Genomic DNA, 18698 nt, shown 5'->3' with positions numbered 1-18698 from the left:
GCGATACCCCGTCACGGGAACGTGGAGACCGGGAACATGTCTCCGGAGGCGCCGTTGTTCCGTCAGCTGTGAATTCGGATATTTGCAGAGGAAAACGCCATGGAAACGGAAACTGAAAGACGGGCCGAAAGACAATCGGCAACCCGGGGCGGCGATCCGATCCCCCCAATCCGCGCCGACGATCACTCCACCGCCGATCCGGCGCAGGAAACGCCGGTCGAAGCCCGGCAGGGCTTTCTTGACCGTCCGGTTCTGAAGGTTCTGATCGCAGGGCTCGTCCTCGCAGCCTTGGCCTGGATTGCCGTTGGACTGTTGGTCTACTGACCTTGGCCCCGCAGATGTCTCTGGGCAGCGGGGCTCCCATAACGGAGTGCCTGCCAAGCGAAGACCTGCCAAGCGGGACCTGACAAGCGGGACCTGGCAAGCGGGACCTGCCAACGCGTCACCTGGTCCGATCCGGAAGACAGAAGCCCGGCGCCCCATTCGGAGAGCCGGGCCAAGTTTGGGGTCAATCACTCGCACTGAATTACGCACGGTGAATGCTTTGGTTCCGATGCCACGTACAAGGTAAGCGCATTCCGATCGACGATCCACGATCCGCGCTCCGGCGGCGAAGTCGCGATCACGTGATGAAGCTCGATCCCGCTGTGATCTCGTCCTGCGGCAATGGCGTCGTATTTTGGGCTTATTGAAATTGGCCGAGGGGGCAACATCGTCTCACCTTCATGATGAGGTGCAGTCATGACCTATGTACTCCGTCTTTCAGTAGCTGCCCTTGTGCTTCTGCCGCTCGCGGGATGCATGGAACAACAGGCGAGCAGGCCGATGCTCCGCCCCACGACCACATCCTCCATAGCAACATGGCAGTATAAACCTGCTCCAGATTCAGTGAAGCTGATGGAGGATCGCACGTTCTGACGGCGTGATCACGGAGCGAGCGTCACCAGGACTGGTGAGGCGATTGGTCCGGAACAGCGTTTCCTCGCGAAGTTCCGCGGTCGCCGGATCGTCGTCGCCCAGGCCGGGCGTGTTCTCACCGCGAGACGTTTCACCCGCATCGCTCGCGCCATGGCGGCGTCTGGAAATCTTGCCGCCCAACCGGCAACGAGCCCGCTGCGCCTTTCGGCGCAGCGGGCGAAGTCCGGGTCTGTGAGTGAACCGTGTTCCGTGCGGCCCGGCTTTGGCTCCACAGCACCTGTGCCGGGTGTGGCGGGCGTTGCAAGATCCGCCCGCGCGTCATCAGCGCTGCGTGAAGAATGTCAGCAGGACCTTGCCCCTCTCGCCGATCAGGCACAGGAACCGCCGCGGCTTGTCCGTGCGGTCGGTGCGCAGATAAGCTTCGCCCATGATGATGCGCGTGATCGGCGTATCTCCGACCTTGGTTTCGGAGGTGGCGATCGTCGCCCCGTCCTCGTCGATGTAGATGTCCTTGATCTCCGGCTCCCGCGCCGAGATCGTATGGAGCGCCGTGGCCTTGCAGGCGGCGATCTCGGGTGAGGACGGATTTTCTGCCGGAGCAGTTTGGCTGGTCGCCGCGCCGGAGAGCAGCACCAGCGCAATCAGGCTGTAGAAAGTCGCTCGGATCATGATCGGCACTCTGTTGAGGTCGATGTTAAACGCATGATCCTTGCGCCGGTTCATCCTGGCGCCGGTTCAAAATGCCCGACGCCAAACGGCCCGCCCTCGCCAGCGCACCGTCTCGCAGCGCGATCCCCGGCCTCCGCAGGAGCGCTTGTTGACGGCGTCGATCACCGTCAGGAGGGCGTATCGCAGGCCAGATGGCCGCCGATTATTTGACTCGCATTCGCACAAGAACATAACTAGAACATTCGGAAGCTGCGGAGATTCACGCCATGAATGTCGACACCTTCATCATCCAGGAATTCGTCACCCGCCGGAAGAGGCTGGTGCCGGGCAACAAGACGCCGGCCAAGACCAAGCACCATGCTCTGCGCGATGCGCAGCGGCTCGCGGGGCGGGCGGAAGGCGTCGCCGTCATCCATGTCGTGGCCGATGACGAGACCAGCGAGCTCAGCTCGATTGAGGTTCTCGCCCGCCATGGCGCCATTCCCGAGGAGTTCGAGGAAGGCATCAGGGCCGCGTGACATTCCCCCAAAGGCCTGGCCCCCAAAGGCCTGGCCCCCAAAGGCCTGGCCCCAAGAGGTCTGGCCCCAAGAGGGTCTGGGCCTTAGGGCTTGGAAGACACCGGCCGTAGGTCTCTTCCCGCGCCGGCTGCGGCTGCGCCATGCTGATGGGCTCCGGCAGCCAGCGTTGACCATTATGCAACCTGTCTACGACGATCTGATCCTTCGAGCTCGCAGGGCCGGCGTGTTTCTCCGGCAATGTGGTCTCGATCACAGCGCAGAGATCGTCGACGAGATGATTGACGCGGTCACCGAACTCACAGGGACGGTCTCGCTTCTGATTGCCTTGAACGTCTCGCTTCAGACGGGAGAAGACAACGACGCGGGGCACGGCCTCCTGGAAGAGCCCGGCCCGTTTCCCAATCAAGACAGCTGACCGCCCTCTCCCTGGCCCCACCGGCGCCGAGCCGCGCGGAGTTTCCCCACATCCCCTGCGCCACCGGTCGCGGGAGCAAGGGTTTCAAGGCTGGAGATCGCGCGCGCCTGCGTCGAGCCAAAGCGGAGAGGTGATGCCTCAAGCGGCTCCATCTGCGATGTAGAAGCCGATCGCCGAGGCACATGCCAGTACGATCGATAGCTCGAGAATGCCCATTGTCGCCTCCGAGGTTGGCTCAGCTTCAACTGCGGCAGCACTGCCCAAGTTCCGCCCCAGCATCGCCTAAAATATGAAAGTCCGCTACCCCTTTGGGACGACATGCCTCTCACATCGTCACACGCAACGAAGTGACTGTCGCCGTGCCGCTTAGGAGAGAGGCAAGCAGATCCCGTTTGACCGGGATTGCTGGGAGCGCCGACGCGTCGAAACGAATGGCGCCGAAGATCTGGTCGAGCTCCCTGCCGAGGGCTTGGTCGAGGACGCCGGATTCGCGCTTTCCGACCGCTCCCGCCGCAACTCGCAGAGCCACCCTCACCTGTTCGCAGTGCGCCCGGAGTTCGGAGAGCGTGGCATTCGCCTCCTCTGCCGTCTCACGCGGCTCTTGCGCTGGTCAGGCCGGCAGCAGATCGTCCCCATCGCGTACGACATAAGGACCGATTGCCAAGTCAGACGAACCAGACGGCCTCGATCGCCGTGACTTCATGATGGCAACCATTGCCTCGGTTGGCGCGTCGGCTGCCCTTGCGGCCAATGCCAGCCCCGCACGAGCTCAGGCCGCTACAGCGCCGGCGGCCCGCTCGGCCCAGGTGGCGTCTCGCGGAACAGTCTTCACCGGAGACGTGATCGGCGGGAAAAAGGTCATCAGCGCGCTCGACCTCGACGACATCGAGCCCGGCAAACACCTCTTTTATTTCCAGGGCGTGCAGATGCCGACAGGGCAGCACTGGCATGTGTCCGTGATCGTCGCCAAGGGAGCGACGCCAGGCAAGCGCATCGCGCTGATCAGCGGTGTGCACGGCGACGAGATCAGCCCGATGCACATGATCCAGACCGTCATGGCCCAGCTCGACCCTGCCACGATGTCGGGCAGCGTCATGGCGGTTCTCGATGTGTCGCGTCCGGCCCTGGAAGGCATGGCGCGCAGGTGGCCCAATTCCGGACGAGGCATCGATCTCATCGACATCAATCGCGAATGGCCCGGCAACGAGAACGGCGCCAGCGCGCCCAGCCGGCATGCCGGCCTGTTGTTCAACAGGCTGTTCAGGCCGAACGCCGACTTCGCGATCGACTTTCACACCGGAACCACCGGGATGGATCTGACAGGGTTCCATCTCGCCCGAATGGAGTTGCCCGAGGTCCGGGCCATGGCTGAGCTCTATCCGATCGACCAGATATTCGACAATCGCGCCTATCCCACGCTGCTGGCAAACGCCCTGATCGACGCAGGCATCCCAGCCTTTACGCCGGAGATCGGGGCCGCGCGCATTCTCGACCACGGCCTGATTCCGCTCTTCGCCGAGGGCACGATGAATGTGCTGAAGCACCATGGCATCATCGCCGGTCCAATCGGGCGCACCGGCCGGGATTCAGGTGTGTTCCTCGCCAATAGCGGGCACACCATTCTTTCAACCCATGGCGGCTTCGTCGAGATTCTCGTGAAGCTGAAGGACAAGGTCAAGGTCGGGCAGAAGGTCGCCATCCAGCGCGATGCGTTCGGCGAGGTGGTCGCGGAATACACCTGCGATGTGGCGGGCGAGGTCTGCGGCCGTCGCACAGACGCCACGGCCGAGCCCGGTACACCGCTCGTATTCATCTTCTACAACAACGCATTGCCCGAAGAGCCGGTTGATTACTCCGAGTGAGTGCCGGCGGACCCATGAAGTCCGCTCCGGGCCGATTGGCTTGAAGCCCGCAGCCTTGGAGTGGGCCGTGAGGTGACGCAGGCATCGCTGGCCGCCGACGCTATGGCATGGCCTCGGCCCGTTCCGCCAGCCTGATCTCTTAGGTTGTGCCGCGTGACAAACTGCGACTGCCGCGTGTTGCAATGCGACTGCCGCGTGTTGCAATAACAACGCGATTCCATGAGCTCATCGCCGGTCCGCTCGGCGCACCGGCCGCGATGCGGGCATGTTCCACGCCAATGGCGGGCGCTCCATTCTTCGAGCCATGGCGACTTTGTCGCGGTTCTCGTCAGGCTGAAGGACAAGGTCGAAGCCGGACAGGGAGAATCGATCGGCAGCGGGTTCTGCCGGTTCAGTGTCCGGAGAAGACCAGTGTTTTAATGGGCAGAACCAGCGCCTGGATCCTCAGGAGCATTGCATGAACAAGCCCGACCGCATCGACCGCATGAAGAACGACCCTCCTGACGGCCCCGGTTTCCTTTGCCTGAATGACGTCATGATTGCTTGAATAGGCGTTGGCGATACAGCTGCTGCCTGGTGTCACCCCGTCGAGCCCATCGGGATAGAGCGGCTCGAGAAAAGTCAGGATCGTGCCGGCCCTCCCAGTCTGCTGAACATCGATCAGTTGCTCACCGCTGCGAATCTGCCCGGCTGCGATAAAGTCCTGCACCCCGGTCACGACCATCGGAATGACGGTCCACGGCTTCGACAGGCAGGTGGCTTCGGCAACCATGCCGACCTTCATGACCTGTGCCTCGATCTGCGAGAAGCCCGCCTGCAAGGAGAATCGCCCGGCCTCCTCGGGGATCAGAACGCCGCCGGGGCGAAGAAGCGGGTTGACGATGTCGCCGACACGGAGGACGAACTGTTCGACCCGCCCGGTCACGCCGGCTCTGATCACGGTCTTGTCGAGATCGACCTGGGCCTGGGCAAGGGCCGCCTCAGCACTTGCCTTCTCAGCCGGCAGCAGCGTCGAGATCCGTATCTGCGCCGTATCGCGCGCTGCGACAGCCGAATTCACGGCGGCCTCGCGCCCGGCAACGATGACCTGCAGGCGCTCGATCTCACGCTCCGCGACGACATTCGGGTTCCGCCGCATCAATTCCTGCTTGGTCCGCAATTCGTCCTGCGCCTGCTGGAGGTCACTTCTCACCTCCTGGATCTTGGATTCGTTCGAGGCGAGCTCCGACCGGGCGACAGAAAGCGCTGCCTCGGTCTCGACAATCTTGCGGCGGGCGGCCTCGGCTGCCGCTTCCTGCCTGCTGCTATCCAACCTGAAGATGGGGGCGCCTTTTTCAACCCTGCCGCTAACCCCTTCAACCCTTGGGCCGACCCCGACCCTCGCCCCGCTCCCGACATAGATTTCTGCGACCCTCCCATTGATCTCTGGAACAATCGGCACCGCCCTGAAGTACAAGGTCGCACTCGTGGTCGAAGGGTGATTGTAGAAGATCACCGTGATCAACCCGACAGTCAGCATCGCGCAGGCCGTGATGCCCCAGCGCAATTCGAACCAGACCGAATAGAGCGTGATCTCCTTGCCAATGCGCCGGCCCTGACCGTAACGGCGAAAGAGGTAGTCCGGCAGGATCGTCAGAAGCGAGCAGAACAGGAGCTCAAGCATGGGTCGGTTCCTTCCGGTGCCCAGGATGCTCCGGCTGAGGCTCGACCGGAATCTCCCGGGAATCGGACGGGTCAGGTGGCTCGGGTGATGAGGCAGTGCCGCGGCGGGGCGCCACGCCTGCAATTCGCTCGAGAGCGTGAGCCATGCGGCCGAAGAGACCGGAGAAGTCGGGCAAGTCGATCAGCGCCAGCAGAAGCCCAGCCACCCAGAATAGGTGGACATGCGTGAACAGCGCCAGAAGTCCAAGGACCGCGACAATCTCGAACTGGAGCTTTTGCGACTTGTGCGCCATCCGCTCCGGCAATGTGTGCAGACGGAAGAAGATGATGCCAACCGTCAGAACCGCGACGACGAGCAGCACCGCCATCGCGACCATGAGATAGTCGGTCTCTCCCGGTGCCGTGATGAATGCCGGCAAATGGTGCGGGGCAGCGGGATGAATGTTCGGCGACGACATGACTTCTACATCCGACCCCTGAGCGCTATCGCAACGGTATCCGTGTCAGGCGCGAAACGCCAGCGCGCGCTCCGGCGCCACTCGACTTGACCGTCTGGGTCTTGTCCCGGCCGTCATGCCGAATTCGAACCGACATTACCGCAGGTTGCTCGGTGCGGTGCCATGGGTGCGCTCCCATTCTCTCAGCTTCTCGAACGCTTCCTTGTTTGCGCGGCCCTCCTCCATTGCTTTCGTCATGAGGCCGCTCTGCATCATCATCTGGTTTTCGTAGATGAAATCCCACGTGCAGCCATTGATCTTGTTGCATGAATTCGGTGTTCCGACAGTAGCCGCGGCGACCATTACGACAGATCCGGCAAGAACCGCGGCGGCCATTACGACAGACGCTGCGAGGGGGATCAGCTTTCTCATCGGTAAAGCCTCCACGCTCAGTTCGCGCATTGAACCTGGCTAGGGACCAGGTACAACGCATCGATTTATCGACTTGGGACAGCATACACCCACGCTGGAAATCGCAAAGCGCTCCGACCTGACCGGCGAATTCTAGCGAATTCCTGCCAACAGGAACCTGTCCCCAAGGACAATACGCCGACGCCCCCCGATGTGCTGTTCTCAGCCCAGGATTTTCCAGCGCCAGTTGGCGCGGGCGCGGCCACGTCGCCCGCAGGCGGTCGGGCCGGGCGGAACGTACCGAAAGCGATCTGAACCTCGACCTCGTTCACTCTGGGATGCGGCCCAATCGCTTGCACGAAGAGTGGCGCCCGCGACATCGGCGATCTGACCGGGTGGGTCCATCATGAACACACCCGAACCAATTCATTCATCCTGCGTTCCAATTCGGATGGCTTTAATTGTCGGGAGGAAACAAGGAGACCCCCGATGCGTCGGTTCCTGATCACAGCGACTATCGTCTTTGGCGCGGCTGCGGCGATGGCCGGCACCGCGCCTGAGGCTCGTGCAAGCGAAGCGGTTCCGCCAGCTGTCGCGCAGCAGCTCGACAAGCAGCCGCTGGAATTCGCCATGACCGAGGCGAAGCGGGAACGCCTGATGATCATCCAGGAAAACATGAACCGGCAGAGGTACTACGGCCGCCGCGACGGCTACAGTCGTGGTTACGGTTATGGCGGTGGATACGGTTATGGCCGTCACCATGGTGGTCCGCCGCCATGGGCGCCCGCGCATGGCTACCGCCGGCACCATTATGATCGCTGGTAATCTCGAAGGCCTGCTGCTGGCCTCGCGCAGTTGCGGAAGGCAAGTTGGCAACTGATCGAGGCGTATGCAGGCCCTCAACCACCACCGGGAACAACACCCCGGCAGGCCCAGGCCACGGCCGCAAAGGAGCGCGGGCCATCGGGTTGGCCGGCTTCATAAGCGGCCCGGACGGCCTCGCCGGCCCTTGCCCGGGATTCTGGATCGAGCCCCGCCACATATTTGCCGAGCGGCCCCTCGCCGGCGGCGAACGGGTCCCAGTAGTCAGCGAAATTCTCGTAATCCATCCTGATCATCAGCGAGGTCTGCTCGACGCTCTCGAGCCCCTGCGCCATGAAAACCTGCCGCATTTCGTCGGGCCTCATCATGGGCTGGAAACAGTAATGAGCGCGCAGGCTGCGCGCCTGCTCGTCCTGCGCGGCGACGGTGTCCAACATCATGCGCATCCCCGGCATCCCGCCGAGATGATCCCAAACGGCGGCAGCGACAACGCCGCCCGGTCGCACCACGCGGCGCATTTCGGCAACCGCCTTGTCGGCCGCCGGCACGAAGTGGAGGACGAGCAGCGACAGGGCCCGATCGAACCCGCCGTCAGGGAAAGGGATCGCGCAAGCATCGCCTTCGCTGATCGTGATCCGCGGATCACTGTTCCGGCGCCGGGCTTCCTCGACGAAGATCGGTGAAAAGTCGATCGCTTCGACCTCGGCGATCTCTGCCGCCTGGGGCAGTGCGAAGGTCAGGCTGCCTGTGCCGCAACCGACATCGAGAACTCGCTCGCCCTTGGCGATCCCGGAAAAATCAATGAACGGCCCTGCAAGCTGACGGCTCCAGCGCCCCATCAGCTGCTCGTAACCGCTGGCGCTGCGGACGGTGAAACTGGACGGCATGGCAGCTCGCCTCGCTGGCTGAAGAACTTCGCTATTGCGCAACCTGGGAAACGGCTGACATGAGCTCCTGCGGGTTCGGCGCCCCGAACATGTAGCGCCCCCCTTCCGGAACCTCGGTGAAACTCCAGCGCACGATGCCTTGCCGGTCGAGCAGGAACTGGCCGACGAGCTGGCCAAGGCCTGTCGCCTTCATTTCCAGATCGGCCTCGGTCAGTTCGTAGCCGTCCTTCCTGTCGAGAAATTGCGACCCCGCGATCGGGTCAAGCGGCCCCGGCGTCTCGCCGGGGATCTCGACCTTCATGCCCAGCACGGCAGCCATCGAGACCTTGTGCGGCCATGCCGTCTCATTCTCCGTGAATTCGAGATTTGGCAGGCCAAAAGCCTGGTGCGAGGTTCGTTTGGGGTCGGAGGCGGCGAGAAGATTGGGCATCGGATGGTAGCGGAAATAGAGCCGCGCGCGTTCGATCGGGGTATTGACCACGGTCAGGCTCTCGACGCCCGCGGCACGGAGCGCCGGATCGAGCTGCGCCTGGGCGGCGATGTGGCGCCGGCAGAAGGCGCAGTGCAGGCCACGGAACAAGCCGACCAGCACCGGCTTTTGACCGCGAAAGTCGTCGATCGCGATCTTTCCCTCGCGAGTGATGGCGTCGAGCACGACGTTCGGTGCCCTGTCGCCGGGTTGAAGAGGACCCATGTCGGTTTGCGCAACCATATCCAACCTCCTCCGCGGTCAATCGAGGAAAGGCAGCACCACGAGCGCTTCCGGGTCGAGCCCGTGCTGGGCGCAAACATCCTGCGCCAGCGAAAAGTAACGGTCGGCCTCCGCCAGATCATCACGATCGAGTTTGAGGGTTGCGAGGCCATCATAGCACGGAAAAAGCAGCTGCGGCTCGCCCGTTTCGCGGGCAACGTCGAGCGCTTCGTTGTAGAAGCGCGCAGCGATTTCTGATTGCCCCTGGCATTGGTGGATCTGCCCGAGCACGATCAAAGGCACCGGCAGGTGCTCGCGCTGGTCGAGTTCCCGGTCGATCTCCACCGCCTTCTCAGCCGCCGGAACGCCCTCGGTCGGACAACGGTCCGTGAATGTGCAGCAGGCGACCGCCAGATTGGTGAGGAGGCGTGCCTGGAAGCCCTGATCGCCGATCCGCCGTGATATCTCGAGGCCGCGCCGACAAACCTCCATCGCCTGCGCAGGGTTGATCGTCGTGTAGAGCACGCCGAGATTGGTATAGCCGCGGCAGGCCGCACCGGGGAGGTCCGCAGCTTCGGCGACCTCGATGCTTCGCTCCACCTCGCGCACCGCTTCGCGGTTTCGCCCGAGCCGCGCCAGCGCGACGCCCTTGGTGTTGAGAGCTTCGGCAGTCACAAGCGCGGCGTCGCGGCCGATCTCGGAGGGCTCGTCGCCGGTCAGCGTGCGCGCGCATGCAAGCGCTGCGTCGGCCCATTCTGCGGCACGAGCGTGATCGCCGGTCCGGAACGCAAGGCGGCCGCGCTCCTGCCAGAGATGCGCCTGTTCGATCGGCGCGTCGGCTCCGTCGAGAAGTGTCGCGGCTTCGGCGTAGCAGGCTTCGGCCTTGTCGCGCTTGCCGGCATCCCAGAGCAGGCGACCGATCTTGCGAAGAACCCGGGCCGAGGCGACGCGGTCGCCATTCTCGCGATGAGCCCGCAGCACCGTTCCATAATGCTCATGCGCCAGCGCACGGCGTCCGGTCGGGCCGCAGAGATCGGCAATCCGTTCGCCGAGCTGCTGCCTGAGCAGCGTGGGCTCGGCTGTCGCCAGCGCCGCGAGCGCCTGCTCGTAGAAGCGAAGGGCGTCGTCATTGGCATAGATCATGCGGGCGCGATCACCGGCCTCGCGCAGGTAATGCGCCCCTTTTTCCCGCTCTGTGCTCAGCCCGAAATGATGACCGAGCACGGTCAGGTCCTCGAGCCGTTCGGGGCTCTCGCCGCACAGGCCCTCAAATGCAGTGGCGATCTGCCCGTGCAGTTCGGTCCGCCGCTGCAGCAGCAGATTCTGATAGATCACGTCGTGCAGCAATGTCTGCGTGAAGCGGTAGCATTGCGACGAGATCGCGCCCGTCCCGGCCCTCTGGATGATTTCCGTGTCGCCAAGCAGTTCGAGCCCGGCTTCGAGCCTGGCGGGGTCAGCGGTCACCGCGGCAAGCAGCGTCGCATCGAAGCGAGGGCCAATGACTGCGGCTTCCTGCGCAAGCCTCCGCGCCTCCTGCGGCAGCCGGTCGAAGCGGGCGAGCAACATCGCCTGGATCGTGTCGGGGATGCTGACCGCCGCTTCGCCCGTCACGATCTGCCAGTGCTGGCCTTCGCGCTTCAGCACGTCGAGCTCGATCAGGCTGCGCACAATCTCCTCGAGGAACAGGGGGTTGCCGCCGGCGCGCTCGAGGATCCTGTCCGGGAGCGCTCCGACGGAGCTCGGCCAGCCCTCGCCAAAGAGCGCCGCGAGCAGGCGGCGCCCGTCGCTGTCTCCGAGCTGCGACAGCCGGAGCGCGGTATGGCTGAAGCGGCTTGAGTCCAGCGGGTCGTTTTGCTGTGCGGGGCGATGTGTGACCACGAGCATCAGCCGCGATCGGTCCAGCCGCTCCATCACGAAACGCAGCGCTTCCAGCGATACGGCGTCAGCCCAGTGCAGATCCTCGACGACGATCAGCAGCGGCGACAGTGCCAGACGCCGCTCGATGATCGTGCAGACCGCATGAAGGATCTGCCGCCGCAACTGCTCGGGCTCGACATGCTGCAAACTCGCCTTGGGGTCTGCCAGTCCGAGCACGTGGTAGAGCAGCGGCATCAGCCGCTCCGCCTCTTCACCCGCGATGCCAAGATCGGCCAGCAAGGCTGCGAGCTTCAAGCGCATCTCGTCGGGAGCATCGTTCTGCATCACCCCGGCAGCGCTGCGCATGACTGCGCCGATGGCGCCGAAGGACTGTTCGCCCAGCGGCGAGCAGGCAGCCTGCCGCACGGCAACGTCTCGGAAGCGGTCCTCGCAGCCCAGCCGGGCGACGAATTCGTTCACCAGACGTGATTTCCCGATGCCGGCCTCACCAACGAGGCGCAGAAGCTGCGCCTGGCCAGAACAAGCCTGGTCGAGGCTCGCCAGCATGCGCTGGAGCTCCGCATCGCGGCCGATCAGCGGCGTGCTGAGGCCGAGTGCATCAAGTCCACGCGCTGCACGCGGTGAGGCGAGCGGCCCGCCCAGCCGATGCACCAGCACGCTGCCGGACTTGCCGCGAAGTGCGACGTCACCGAGCGAGGTATAGGAGAAGGCATGCCGGGTCAGCCGGTAGGTCAAGGGCCCCACCAGCACCTCGCCCGGGGCGGCCAGCGATTGCAGCCTCTGCGCCGTGTTCACCGTGTCGCCGGTCACCGAATAGGATTTCGCAGTGCCGACCCCCGACCCTCCGGCAACGACCGGCCCGGTGTTTATCCCGATATGGAGAACCATTTCAGGACCGCCGGCGGCGGAGCTTTCGCCGAGCCGCGCAGTGCGGGCGATCATGTCGAGCGCGGCACGGAGCGCGCGTTCCGGATCGTCCTCATGCGCGACCGGTGCACCGAACAGAGCAAGCAGCGCATCGCCGATGAACTTGTCGACGAATCCGCCAAAGCTCTGCACGGCCGCCGTCAGTTCCGTGAACAACGCGGTCTGCAAGGTCTGGATGACCTCGGGGTCAAGCTGCTCGCTGAGCGCGGTGAAGCCGCTGAGGTCGGCGAACAGGATCGTCACCGTCCTGCGATCTGCATCGGTGACAGGCTCCGCAGCTCCCTGTTCCCTCTCGACGTCCGGAAACGATGCGGGCGCGCGGGATCGCAAGGCAGCGGCTGCACTCGGTGCCGGCGCGCTCTGGGGGATGGCTTTCGCGGAGGTGCGAGCGCCGCATTGCGGGCAAAAGGCGAAATCCGGCGCGCAGAGATAGCCGCAACTCGAACACGGCACAGGCTGGCGCATGCCACATCGCGGGCAGAAGGCAAAGCCGCTTTCGATAGGGAAACCGCAGCCCGAGCAGTCCATCGACCAAGACCTCGCGGGGCCGTAAAAGCCAGGCTTCGCCTCACGCCTTGCCGAACGGCCGTTACAAGGGTGAACCGATAATAGTCAGCCCGCAAGCGGTGGCGCACTGACGCCCTCAGCCGGCATGCTTGTGACGGTGAGAGGTCGGCCGGGCCCGGCGGCATTCGAATCGCATCAGGCGCCCTGTTCCGTGAGCGGTCTGCCATCGGGCCCAGAACGTTCCGACACGTGCGGTCGCCCCGCCCTCAGAACCTCATTCCAAGCCTGGCGTTGAAGCTGTGGTCGGTGGCGCCCCGCGCAAGCTGGCCGTCATAGGCGAGGCTGAGTTCGGCGGCCGACGTGAGCTTCATACTGGCGCCGGCGCCGACCACCAGCGCATCGCGGGCGATTGGAACGCCCGCGATCGAAAATGGCGCGCCGCCGGCGAAGGCCTGGAGCGAGACCGGCGTCAGATCGCCGGCGGCGTGGCGCCAGCCGAGCGTGCCGTTGAGTTGGGCGGCGTTGCTGCCGAGATCGACGCTGGTCTGCGCGCGCAGGCCGAGCGTGGCGAAGGTCACGGCGGTGCTCTGGGGGCCGGCCGACAAAGCTGCGATGCCGCCCGTTTCACGAAAGCCGTTGCTGCGCAGGTTGACATAAGCCAGATTGGCGAAGGGCTCGAACGCGCCCGAACCGAGATCGAGACGATAGGCGATCTCGCCGAAGGCCTGCAGGGTATGGGCGCCATAGCCCGACAGAAGCTGCTCGCCGCCCCCTGGGAAAGAGACCGAGCGCCGCATCGAGAGATCGTGCCAGGCATAGTTCACGGCTCCGGTCAGGCGGAGACGATCGAAGCGGGCCCCGCCATAGAGACCGATTGTGTAGTTGTCCGCGTCGCCGCGCGACCTGCGACGGGCCACCTCGAAACGCGAGTGCGAATATCCCGCCATGACACCGACCCGAATATCCTGCGCGGCGGCGAGGTCGAGGCCAGCGACAAGGCCGGTGGTCGAGCGCGTCAGCGAGGCGGCATTGCCGTCTCCCCGTGTCTGTCCCCAGGCGCCGAAGCCGCGCGCCCATAGCGCCAGGCTCTCCGCCGGGGCCGTCGAGATCGCCCCCTGACCCGAGGCATAGGCCAGCGTCGCGATATGCGGCGCGCCGATCCCGTCGAAAGCGGCGCGGATCCGGTCTGAAACCGCGCTGCGCACCATCTGGCTGCCTTCGATCAGCACGGTCTTGGCCGAGGCGTGAATCTCGCCGGACAGGCTGTCGAAGGCGCGCCGCGCCTCATCCTCGTCGCGCAATTGCGTGAAGCTCTGCCAGAGCGGATTGGCCTCATTGAGGCTCTCCAGGCCGAGGCTGGTCTGGACCTGGTTGCGGGTCTGTGCGAGGGCGGCGAAAGGCAAATCGTTGCGCAGCAGGGTCAGCGTGACGCTGGTCGCGTCGTAGCCCAGCGTCGGATCGAGGAAGAGATAGCGCGAGGTCACATCCTCGAAACGGCCCTGCACGCCCCGATCGGCGGTCAGGATCGTATAGCGCTGGTTCGCCCGATAATTGCCGTCCTCACCGAGATGGACCACAGAGCCGCCGCCGAGCCGCGCCGCACCGCTGGCACGGATCAGGTCGCTCGACATGCCGCCGGCGCTGACCTCGACCTCGTAGATCGCGCCGCGCTCGAACGCGATATCGCCGGCAACCGTCAGCGTGCCGATCGAGTTGCCGGGGGCGATCGTCGCGCCGGGCCGGATCGTCGTTGCGCCGATGGTGCCGCCGCCCTGGAGCCGTGCGCCAGTGAGGACATCGATCTCGCCGCCAAGGGACCCATTGACCACGAGCATGCCCGCCGACACCGTGGTCGTCCCGGAATAGGCCGAGCTGTCACCGTGCAGTTCGAGCCCGCCGCGACCGGTCTTGTCGAACCGCCCCGTGCCCGAGAACACGCTCGCGATGCTGGCATCGCTGCGCTGATCGAAGACAACCGTGCCGCTATTGACGATATCGCCGGAGATCGAGGCTGCGTCGCCGACGAGCCTGCCGGCTGCAACGACGGTGCGGCGATAGGAGTTGGTGCCGGTCAGGGTCAGTGTGCCCGCTCCGGTCTTGACCAGGTCGCCGAAGCCGTAGACGCCGCCCGTCAGCGTCGCGTCGCGGCCATTGGTGTCGACGGTGCCGTTGCCAAGCAGCAGCAAGGTACGGCTCGTGTCGAACGTGGTGCCGAAGCGCAGGGCGCCGCCGAAGAAGGTGATCGCCGTGCCCTGGGCGCCGAGATTGCTGTCGGATGCGACCTGGAGCACGCCGGCCCGGATGACCGTGCCGCCGGAATAGCTGTTGCTGCCGGTCAGGATCGTCGTGCCGCTGCCGGACTGGACGACGCTGCCACTGCCTGAGATCGCGCCCGCGAAGACATAGTCGTTCGTGCGGTTGAAGCTCAGAAAGGCATTGTTGACGACATCGCCCGCAAGTTCGCCGGAGGTCCCGCCATTGCCGATCTGCAGCATGCCGGCCGCGATCGTCGTCCCGCCGCCATGGCCGGCGCTTCCTGTCAGTGTCAGCGTGCCCCAGCCGTCCTTCACCAGGCTTCCGGCGCCGCTGATCGACCCGCCGAGGGCGAATGTCGTGCCGGCGACGGTCTCGATCGTGCCTGTACCGGTGAGCGTGACCGAACGCCCGCTGGTGATGTCGGCATAGGTTGACAATTTGCCGCCGCCATCGAAGGCGATGGCCGAGCCGGCCGCGCCAAGATTGGCGTCGGCGATGATGGCGAGCGTCCCGTCGCGGATGACCGTGCCGCCGGAATAGCTGCTGGTGCCGGTCAAAAGCACTGTCCCTGCGCCGTCCTTCAGCAGGCGGCCGGCACCGGTGACGGTTCCCGCGTAGACGCTGTCCTCAGCTTGGTCGATGGTCAGGTCGGCGCCGCCGAGCGCGATCTCGCCGCCGCTGCCGGCGACCAGGTTCATGCGCAGATCGTGACCGTCGAGGTCGAGCCTGCCGCCGGTCAGGGCCCAGTCGGTCATCGTCGGCAGGGCACCGGCGCTGCCGGCCCTGATCGTGCCCGCGGTGATCAGGGTTCCGCCCGACCAGCCGTTGGCCCCGGTCAGCGCGAGCGTGCCGTCGCCCCATTTGATCAGTCCGCCGGCGCCGCTCAGCGTGTCGGTCAGGGTCAGTGTCGTGCCGGCCGCGGTCTCGATCGCGCCGGTTTCGCGCAAGGTGACGGTGCGGGCGGAGACCATGTCCGCCGTCGTACGCAACGCGCCATTGTCGAGGGTGAGCCCGCCGCTGGCCGCACCGAGATGACCGTCGGCTGCGATCTGCAAAGTGCCGCCCGAGATGATGGTGCCGCCGCTGAAGCTGTTCGAGCCGGACAGGATCAGCGTGCCATCGCCTGTCTTCTCGAGCCCCGCAGTGCCGGTGATGGTCGCCGCGATTGTCGCGGTCTCGCCGTCGAGCACGCGGATCTCCGGCGTCGTGACGACGAAGCCGCCATTGTTGTAGCCGTGCAGGTTGAGGCTGCCGCCAGCGCCGCCAACCAGCGTGTAGTTGCCGCCGGCGAATTGCAGCCCGACCGCGTTCTGCTGGCCGTCCACGGTGACCGTGCCGCCCGGCCCGCGGAAGACGCCATAGGCGCTACCCCATTGCGTCGCCGAGACGCCGCCGAGGTTCCACCAGTTCGGATTGGCGCCGTTCCAGGTGCCGCTCGCGCCGCCGGCGGGGCTCGTGCCCCAGAGCTGCAAAATGTTGAGGCCGTTGGGGGTGACGAGCAGATCGACGGCTCCGGCGCGGGCGGTGTCGATCGCGTAGTCATAGGTGAACACGCCAACGGGTGGCCTGCTGCCTACGGTGCCCCCGGTATTGGTCAGGCCGCCCGTGTAGGTGATGACCCGGTGGTAGCCGATCTGCGGCTGGGCGCCGCCGGAGAGGTTCAGCGTCCAGCCATTGAGCGCGAGGTTGCCGTTCACCCGCGTCGTCGCGGAATCGACGGCGACGACGTCGCTGCTGCGCAACTGATAATCGTAGTTGCTGCCGGCATTGAGCGTCAGCGCGCCGTTGACGACGAGCGGCGCAGCGTCCGACGGCTTGATGGTGCCGCCGGCATTGGCGGTCAGGTTGCCGTTGACGGTCAGCGAGGTCCGCCCCGAAGGCGCGAGCGTGCCACCATTGTTGATCGTGGTCGCGCCGATCGAACCTTCGCCGGTGACCGTGCCACCGGCGTCGATGGAAACCGTGCCGCCGAGGCGCGCCGTGCCTGCCATGCGCAACCTGCTGTTAGAGACGGTCGTGGCGCCCAAGAAGCCGGAGCTGTCGGCTGTGAGGCCGGTCGTGCCGGACAGGACGTTGATCGCTCCGGCGCCGGAGATCGCGCTCGAGAAGGTGTAGTCGCTGGCGGTGTGGTTGAACGCCAGCGTACCGGTGCCGGCGCCGAAGCGGATGTCTCCCTCGATCGTGCCGGGGGCGACCGCGGCCTGCCCTGCGGCGGCGCCGATACTGATCGTGCCGGTGCCCCCGGCATTCCTGGCGACATCGATCCGCTTGCCGCGTCCTGCGCCGGCCCTGCCGCCATTGGCGACGGTCAGCGTGCCGCTGCCCGAGTTCCCGACCGTGAACGTGTCCGCCGTCAGGCTTGATCCGGCGCCGGACACCAGAGCCGATCCCGTGCCGCTATCACCGAGCATGAGGCTGCCGGCTCCGACATATGATCCATTGCCGGTGACGCTGATCGCGCCGGCCCCTCCGATCTTCGTGCCGGCGCTGATCGAGCCTGCATGAACGGTTCCGCCATTGGAGACGGTCAGGTTGCCCTGACCTCGATTGCCGACGAAAAATTGGCCCTCAGCGCTCCATTTCGCCCCAGTTCCGGTGACGGCGACAGCCGCAACCTCGCCTGTTCTGTCTGCGATGTAAGCGTTCGTGGCCGTCAGTTGTGCTCCCGCCGAGAATGCAAGCGTTCCGGCATCGACCGCCATGTTGCCGCGGAAAGCGGTCGCGGCGCCCGAAAGTGTCCAGGTGCTCGAACCGCTTTTGTTGAAATCGAGGAAGCCTTGATACTGCGAGTCCAGTCCGCGCAGATCGAAGCTTGTATTTGCCGCACCGCCGAGGATGAGCGTCGCATTGCTGCCGCCGATTACATTGCCGACGAGACTATACCCCGCATGCAGTTCAACCGAATTGCCGCTACCGTTGAGCGCTATCGCCGCGCCCTGCGAGCCCGGAACAAAGCCATGGCTGTCCCCGCCGCGAACCTCGCCCGCAATCGTCAGGGATGTGCCGCCACCGGTCACGCCGATGCCTGACCCGCCGTCGCCGCCGCGGCCGCTCGACGCTTGCTGGCCGAGGCCGCCGAGCCCGCCCGCCACCTGCGCGCCGCTCTGGATCGTAATCGTGGCCTGGCCATCGACAAAGATGCCGGCGCCTCCGACAGCTCCGAACCTTGCATAGCTGGCATTGCCGCCGCCGCCACCGGTCACGATTCCGCCCACCGTGATCGTGGCGGGACCTGTCACATGGATGCCGTCGCCACCCATTCCGGCCCAGCCGCCGCTTCCGTCGCGACCGCCATTGCCGCCCGACGCACGGCTATTGGACGCCAGGGTGATGGTCGTGCTGCCACCGTACCTTGCATCGACCTCGATGCCGGAGCCGCCGCGACCGCCGTTTCCGCCGTTTCCGAAATTGCCGCGGTTGCCATCCGGCATGCCGCTGTAGCCATGGCCTGAGCCGCCATCGCCGCCGCCCCCGGCGTCACCGCCATCGCCTCCATTCCCGCCCTGAGCGGTCGTCGCGAAGAGGCTGATCTGCCGGCCATACGACGAGGAGAGTCCAGCGCCGCCGGAGCCGCCGTCACCGCCGGAGCCGCCGGGGCCGCCATCGCCGGGGTACATGCGGATCGGTATGCAGCCCCGGCCTGCTGGAAGGCAGACTTGCGTCTCATAGCCGCCAGAGCCCGACCCCCCATCACCGCCATTTCCGCCCCGGCCGCCATTGCCTCCTTGCAGATTCGCATTGGTGGTCATTACGACGAGGTTGGGCGGCGCTACCCAATGAAACCCGCCTGAAAATGGGCTGTAGGCGAGCTGCCGACCTGGCAGGGCCAGCCCCGCAG

Annotated in this window: 13 protein-coding genes; 5 read left to right on the top strand and 8 right to left on the bottom strand. The window is 65.4% G+C overall.

All coding sequences use genetic code 11. The features are described from left to right. Positions 1 to 99: 99 nt before the first annotated feature. Positions 100 to 324 carry a hypothetical protein gene (locus FG93_RS03745; protein WP_043232041.1) on the top strand — a complete coding sequence of 75 codons (225 nt, stop codon included), beginning with the start codon at positions 100 to 102 and terminating at the stop codon, positions 322 to 324. A 915-nt stretch (positions 325 to 1239) separates the two neighbouring features. On the opposite strand, the gene FG93_RS03735 is transcribed toward FG93_RS03745, so the two are convergent. Further along, a complete protein-coding gene (locus FG93_RS03735; protein ID WP_043232288.1) occupies positions 1240 to 1587 on the bottom strand; it encodes a hypothetical protein in 348 nt (115 codons plus the stop codon). A gap of 266 nt (positions 1588 to 1853) precedes the next feature. On the opposite strand from FG93_RS03735, the gene FG93_RS03730 reads away from it, so the two are divergent. From FG93_RS03730 to FG93_RS03715, 3 genes are all read left to right on the top strand, one after another. Then, positions 1854 to 2105, top strand: a complete 252-nt coding sequence (locus FG93_RS03730; RefSeq protein WP_043232036.1) for a hypothetical protein — start codon at positions 1854 to 1856, stop codon at positions 2103 to 2105. Positions 2106 to 2271: 166 nt separating this feature from the next. Next, positions 2272 to 2520, top strand: coding sequence for a hypothetical protein (locus FG93_RS03725; RefSeq protein ID WP_152579293.1), 249 nt, complete (start codon positions 2272 to 2274; stop codon positions 2518 to 2520). Positions 2521 to 3221: 701 nt separating this feature from the next. Further along, positions 3222 to 4382, top strand: coding sequence for a succinylglutamate desuccinylase/aspartoacylase family protein (locus FG93_RS03715; protein WP_052513343.1), 1161 nt, complete (start codon positions 3222 to 3224; stop codon positions 4380 to 4382). 391 nt (positions 4383 to 4773) lie between these two features. Here the strand turns inward: FG93_RS03715 and FG93_RS03710 are convergent, their stop codons facing one another. The 3 genes from FG93_RS03710 to FG93_RS03700 all read right to left on the bottom strand — a co-directional run bounded on the left by FG93_RS03710 (position 4774) and on the right by FG93_RS03700 (position 6913). Then, the gene (locus FG93_RS03710; protein ID WP_043232027.1) at positions 4774 to 6045 is read right to left on the bottom strand and encodes an HlyD family secretion protein; all 1272 of its coding nucleotides are present in this window, start codon (positions 6043 to 6045) and stop codon (positions 4774 to 4776) included. Continuing rightward, complete coding sequence (locus FG93_RS03705; RefSeq protein ID WP_043232025.1) at positions 6038 to 6502, bottom strand: hypothetical protein; 465 nt, start codon at positions 6500 to 6502, stop codon at positions 6038 to 6040. Before FG93_RS03705 ends, FG93_RS03710 begins: the two co-directional genes overlap by 8 nt. Before the next feature lie 135 nt (positions 6503 to 6637). After that, the gene (locus FG93_RS03700; RefSeq protein ID WP_152579292.1) at positions 6638 to 6913 is read right to left on the bottom strand and encodes a hypothetical protein; all 276 of its coding nucleotides are present in this window, start codon (positions 6911 to 6913) and stop codon (positions 6638 to 6640) included. Positions 6914 to 7381: 468 nt separating this feature from the next. On the opposite strand from FG93_RS03700, the gene FG93_RS03695 reads away from it, so the two are divergent. Continuing rightward, positions 7382 to 7717, top strand: coding sequence for a hypothetical protein (locus FG93_RS03695; protein WP_043232021.1), 336 nt, complete (start codon positions 7382 to 7384; stop codon positions 7715 to 7717). Positions 7718 to 7791: 74 nt separating this feature from the next. Here the strand turns inward: FG93_RS03695 and FG93_RS03690 are convergent, their stop codons facing one another. The 4 genes from FG93_RS03690 to FG93_RS03675 form a co-directional block, all read right to left on the bottom strand. Beyond that, the gene (locus FG93_RS03690) at positions 7792 to 8601 is read right to left on the bottom strand and encodes a class I SAM-dependent methyltransferase (protein WP_043232019.1); all 810 of its coding nucleotides are present in this window, start codon (positions 8599 to 8601) and stop codon (positions 7792 to 7794) included. Positions 8602 to 8632: 31 nt separating this feature from the next. Further along, complete coding sequence (locus FG93_RS03685) at positions 8633 to 9313, bottom strand: peroxiredoxin-like family protein (protein WP_043232018.1); 681 nt, start codon at positions 9311 to 9313, stop codon at positions 8633 to 8635. Positions 9314 to 9331: 18 nt separating this feature from the next. Further along, on the bottom strand, positions 9332 to 12625 hold the full coding sequence (locus FG93_RS03680) for an adenylate/guanylate cyclase domain-containing protein (RefSeq protein ID WP_043232016.1): 3294 nt from the start codon (positions 12623 to 12625) through the stop codon (positions 9332 to 9334). A gap of 245 nt (positions 12626 to 12870) precedes the next feature. Beyond that, a complete protein-coding gene (locus tag FG93_RS03675) occupies positions 12871 to 18477 on the bottom strand; it encodes an autotransporter domain-containing protein (protein WP_052513340.1) in 5607 nt (1868 codons plus the stop codon). Positions 18478 to 18698 lie beyond the last annotated feature (221 nt).

The sequence above is a fragment of the Allobosea sp. LC85 genome (genome assembly GCF_000735605.1).
Lineage (GTDB): Bacteria > Pseudomonadota > Alphaproteobacteria > Rhizobiales > Beijerinckiaceae > Allobosea.
Note: the sequence above shows the minus strand (reverse complement) of the source record. Positions and strands in the feature narration are given on the sequence as shown.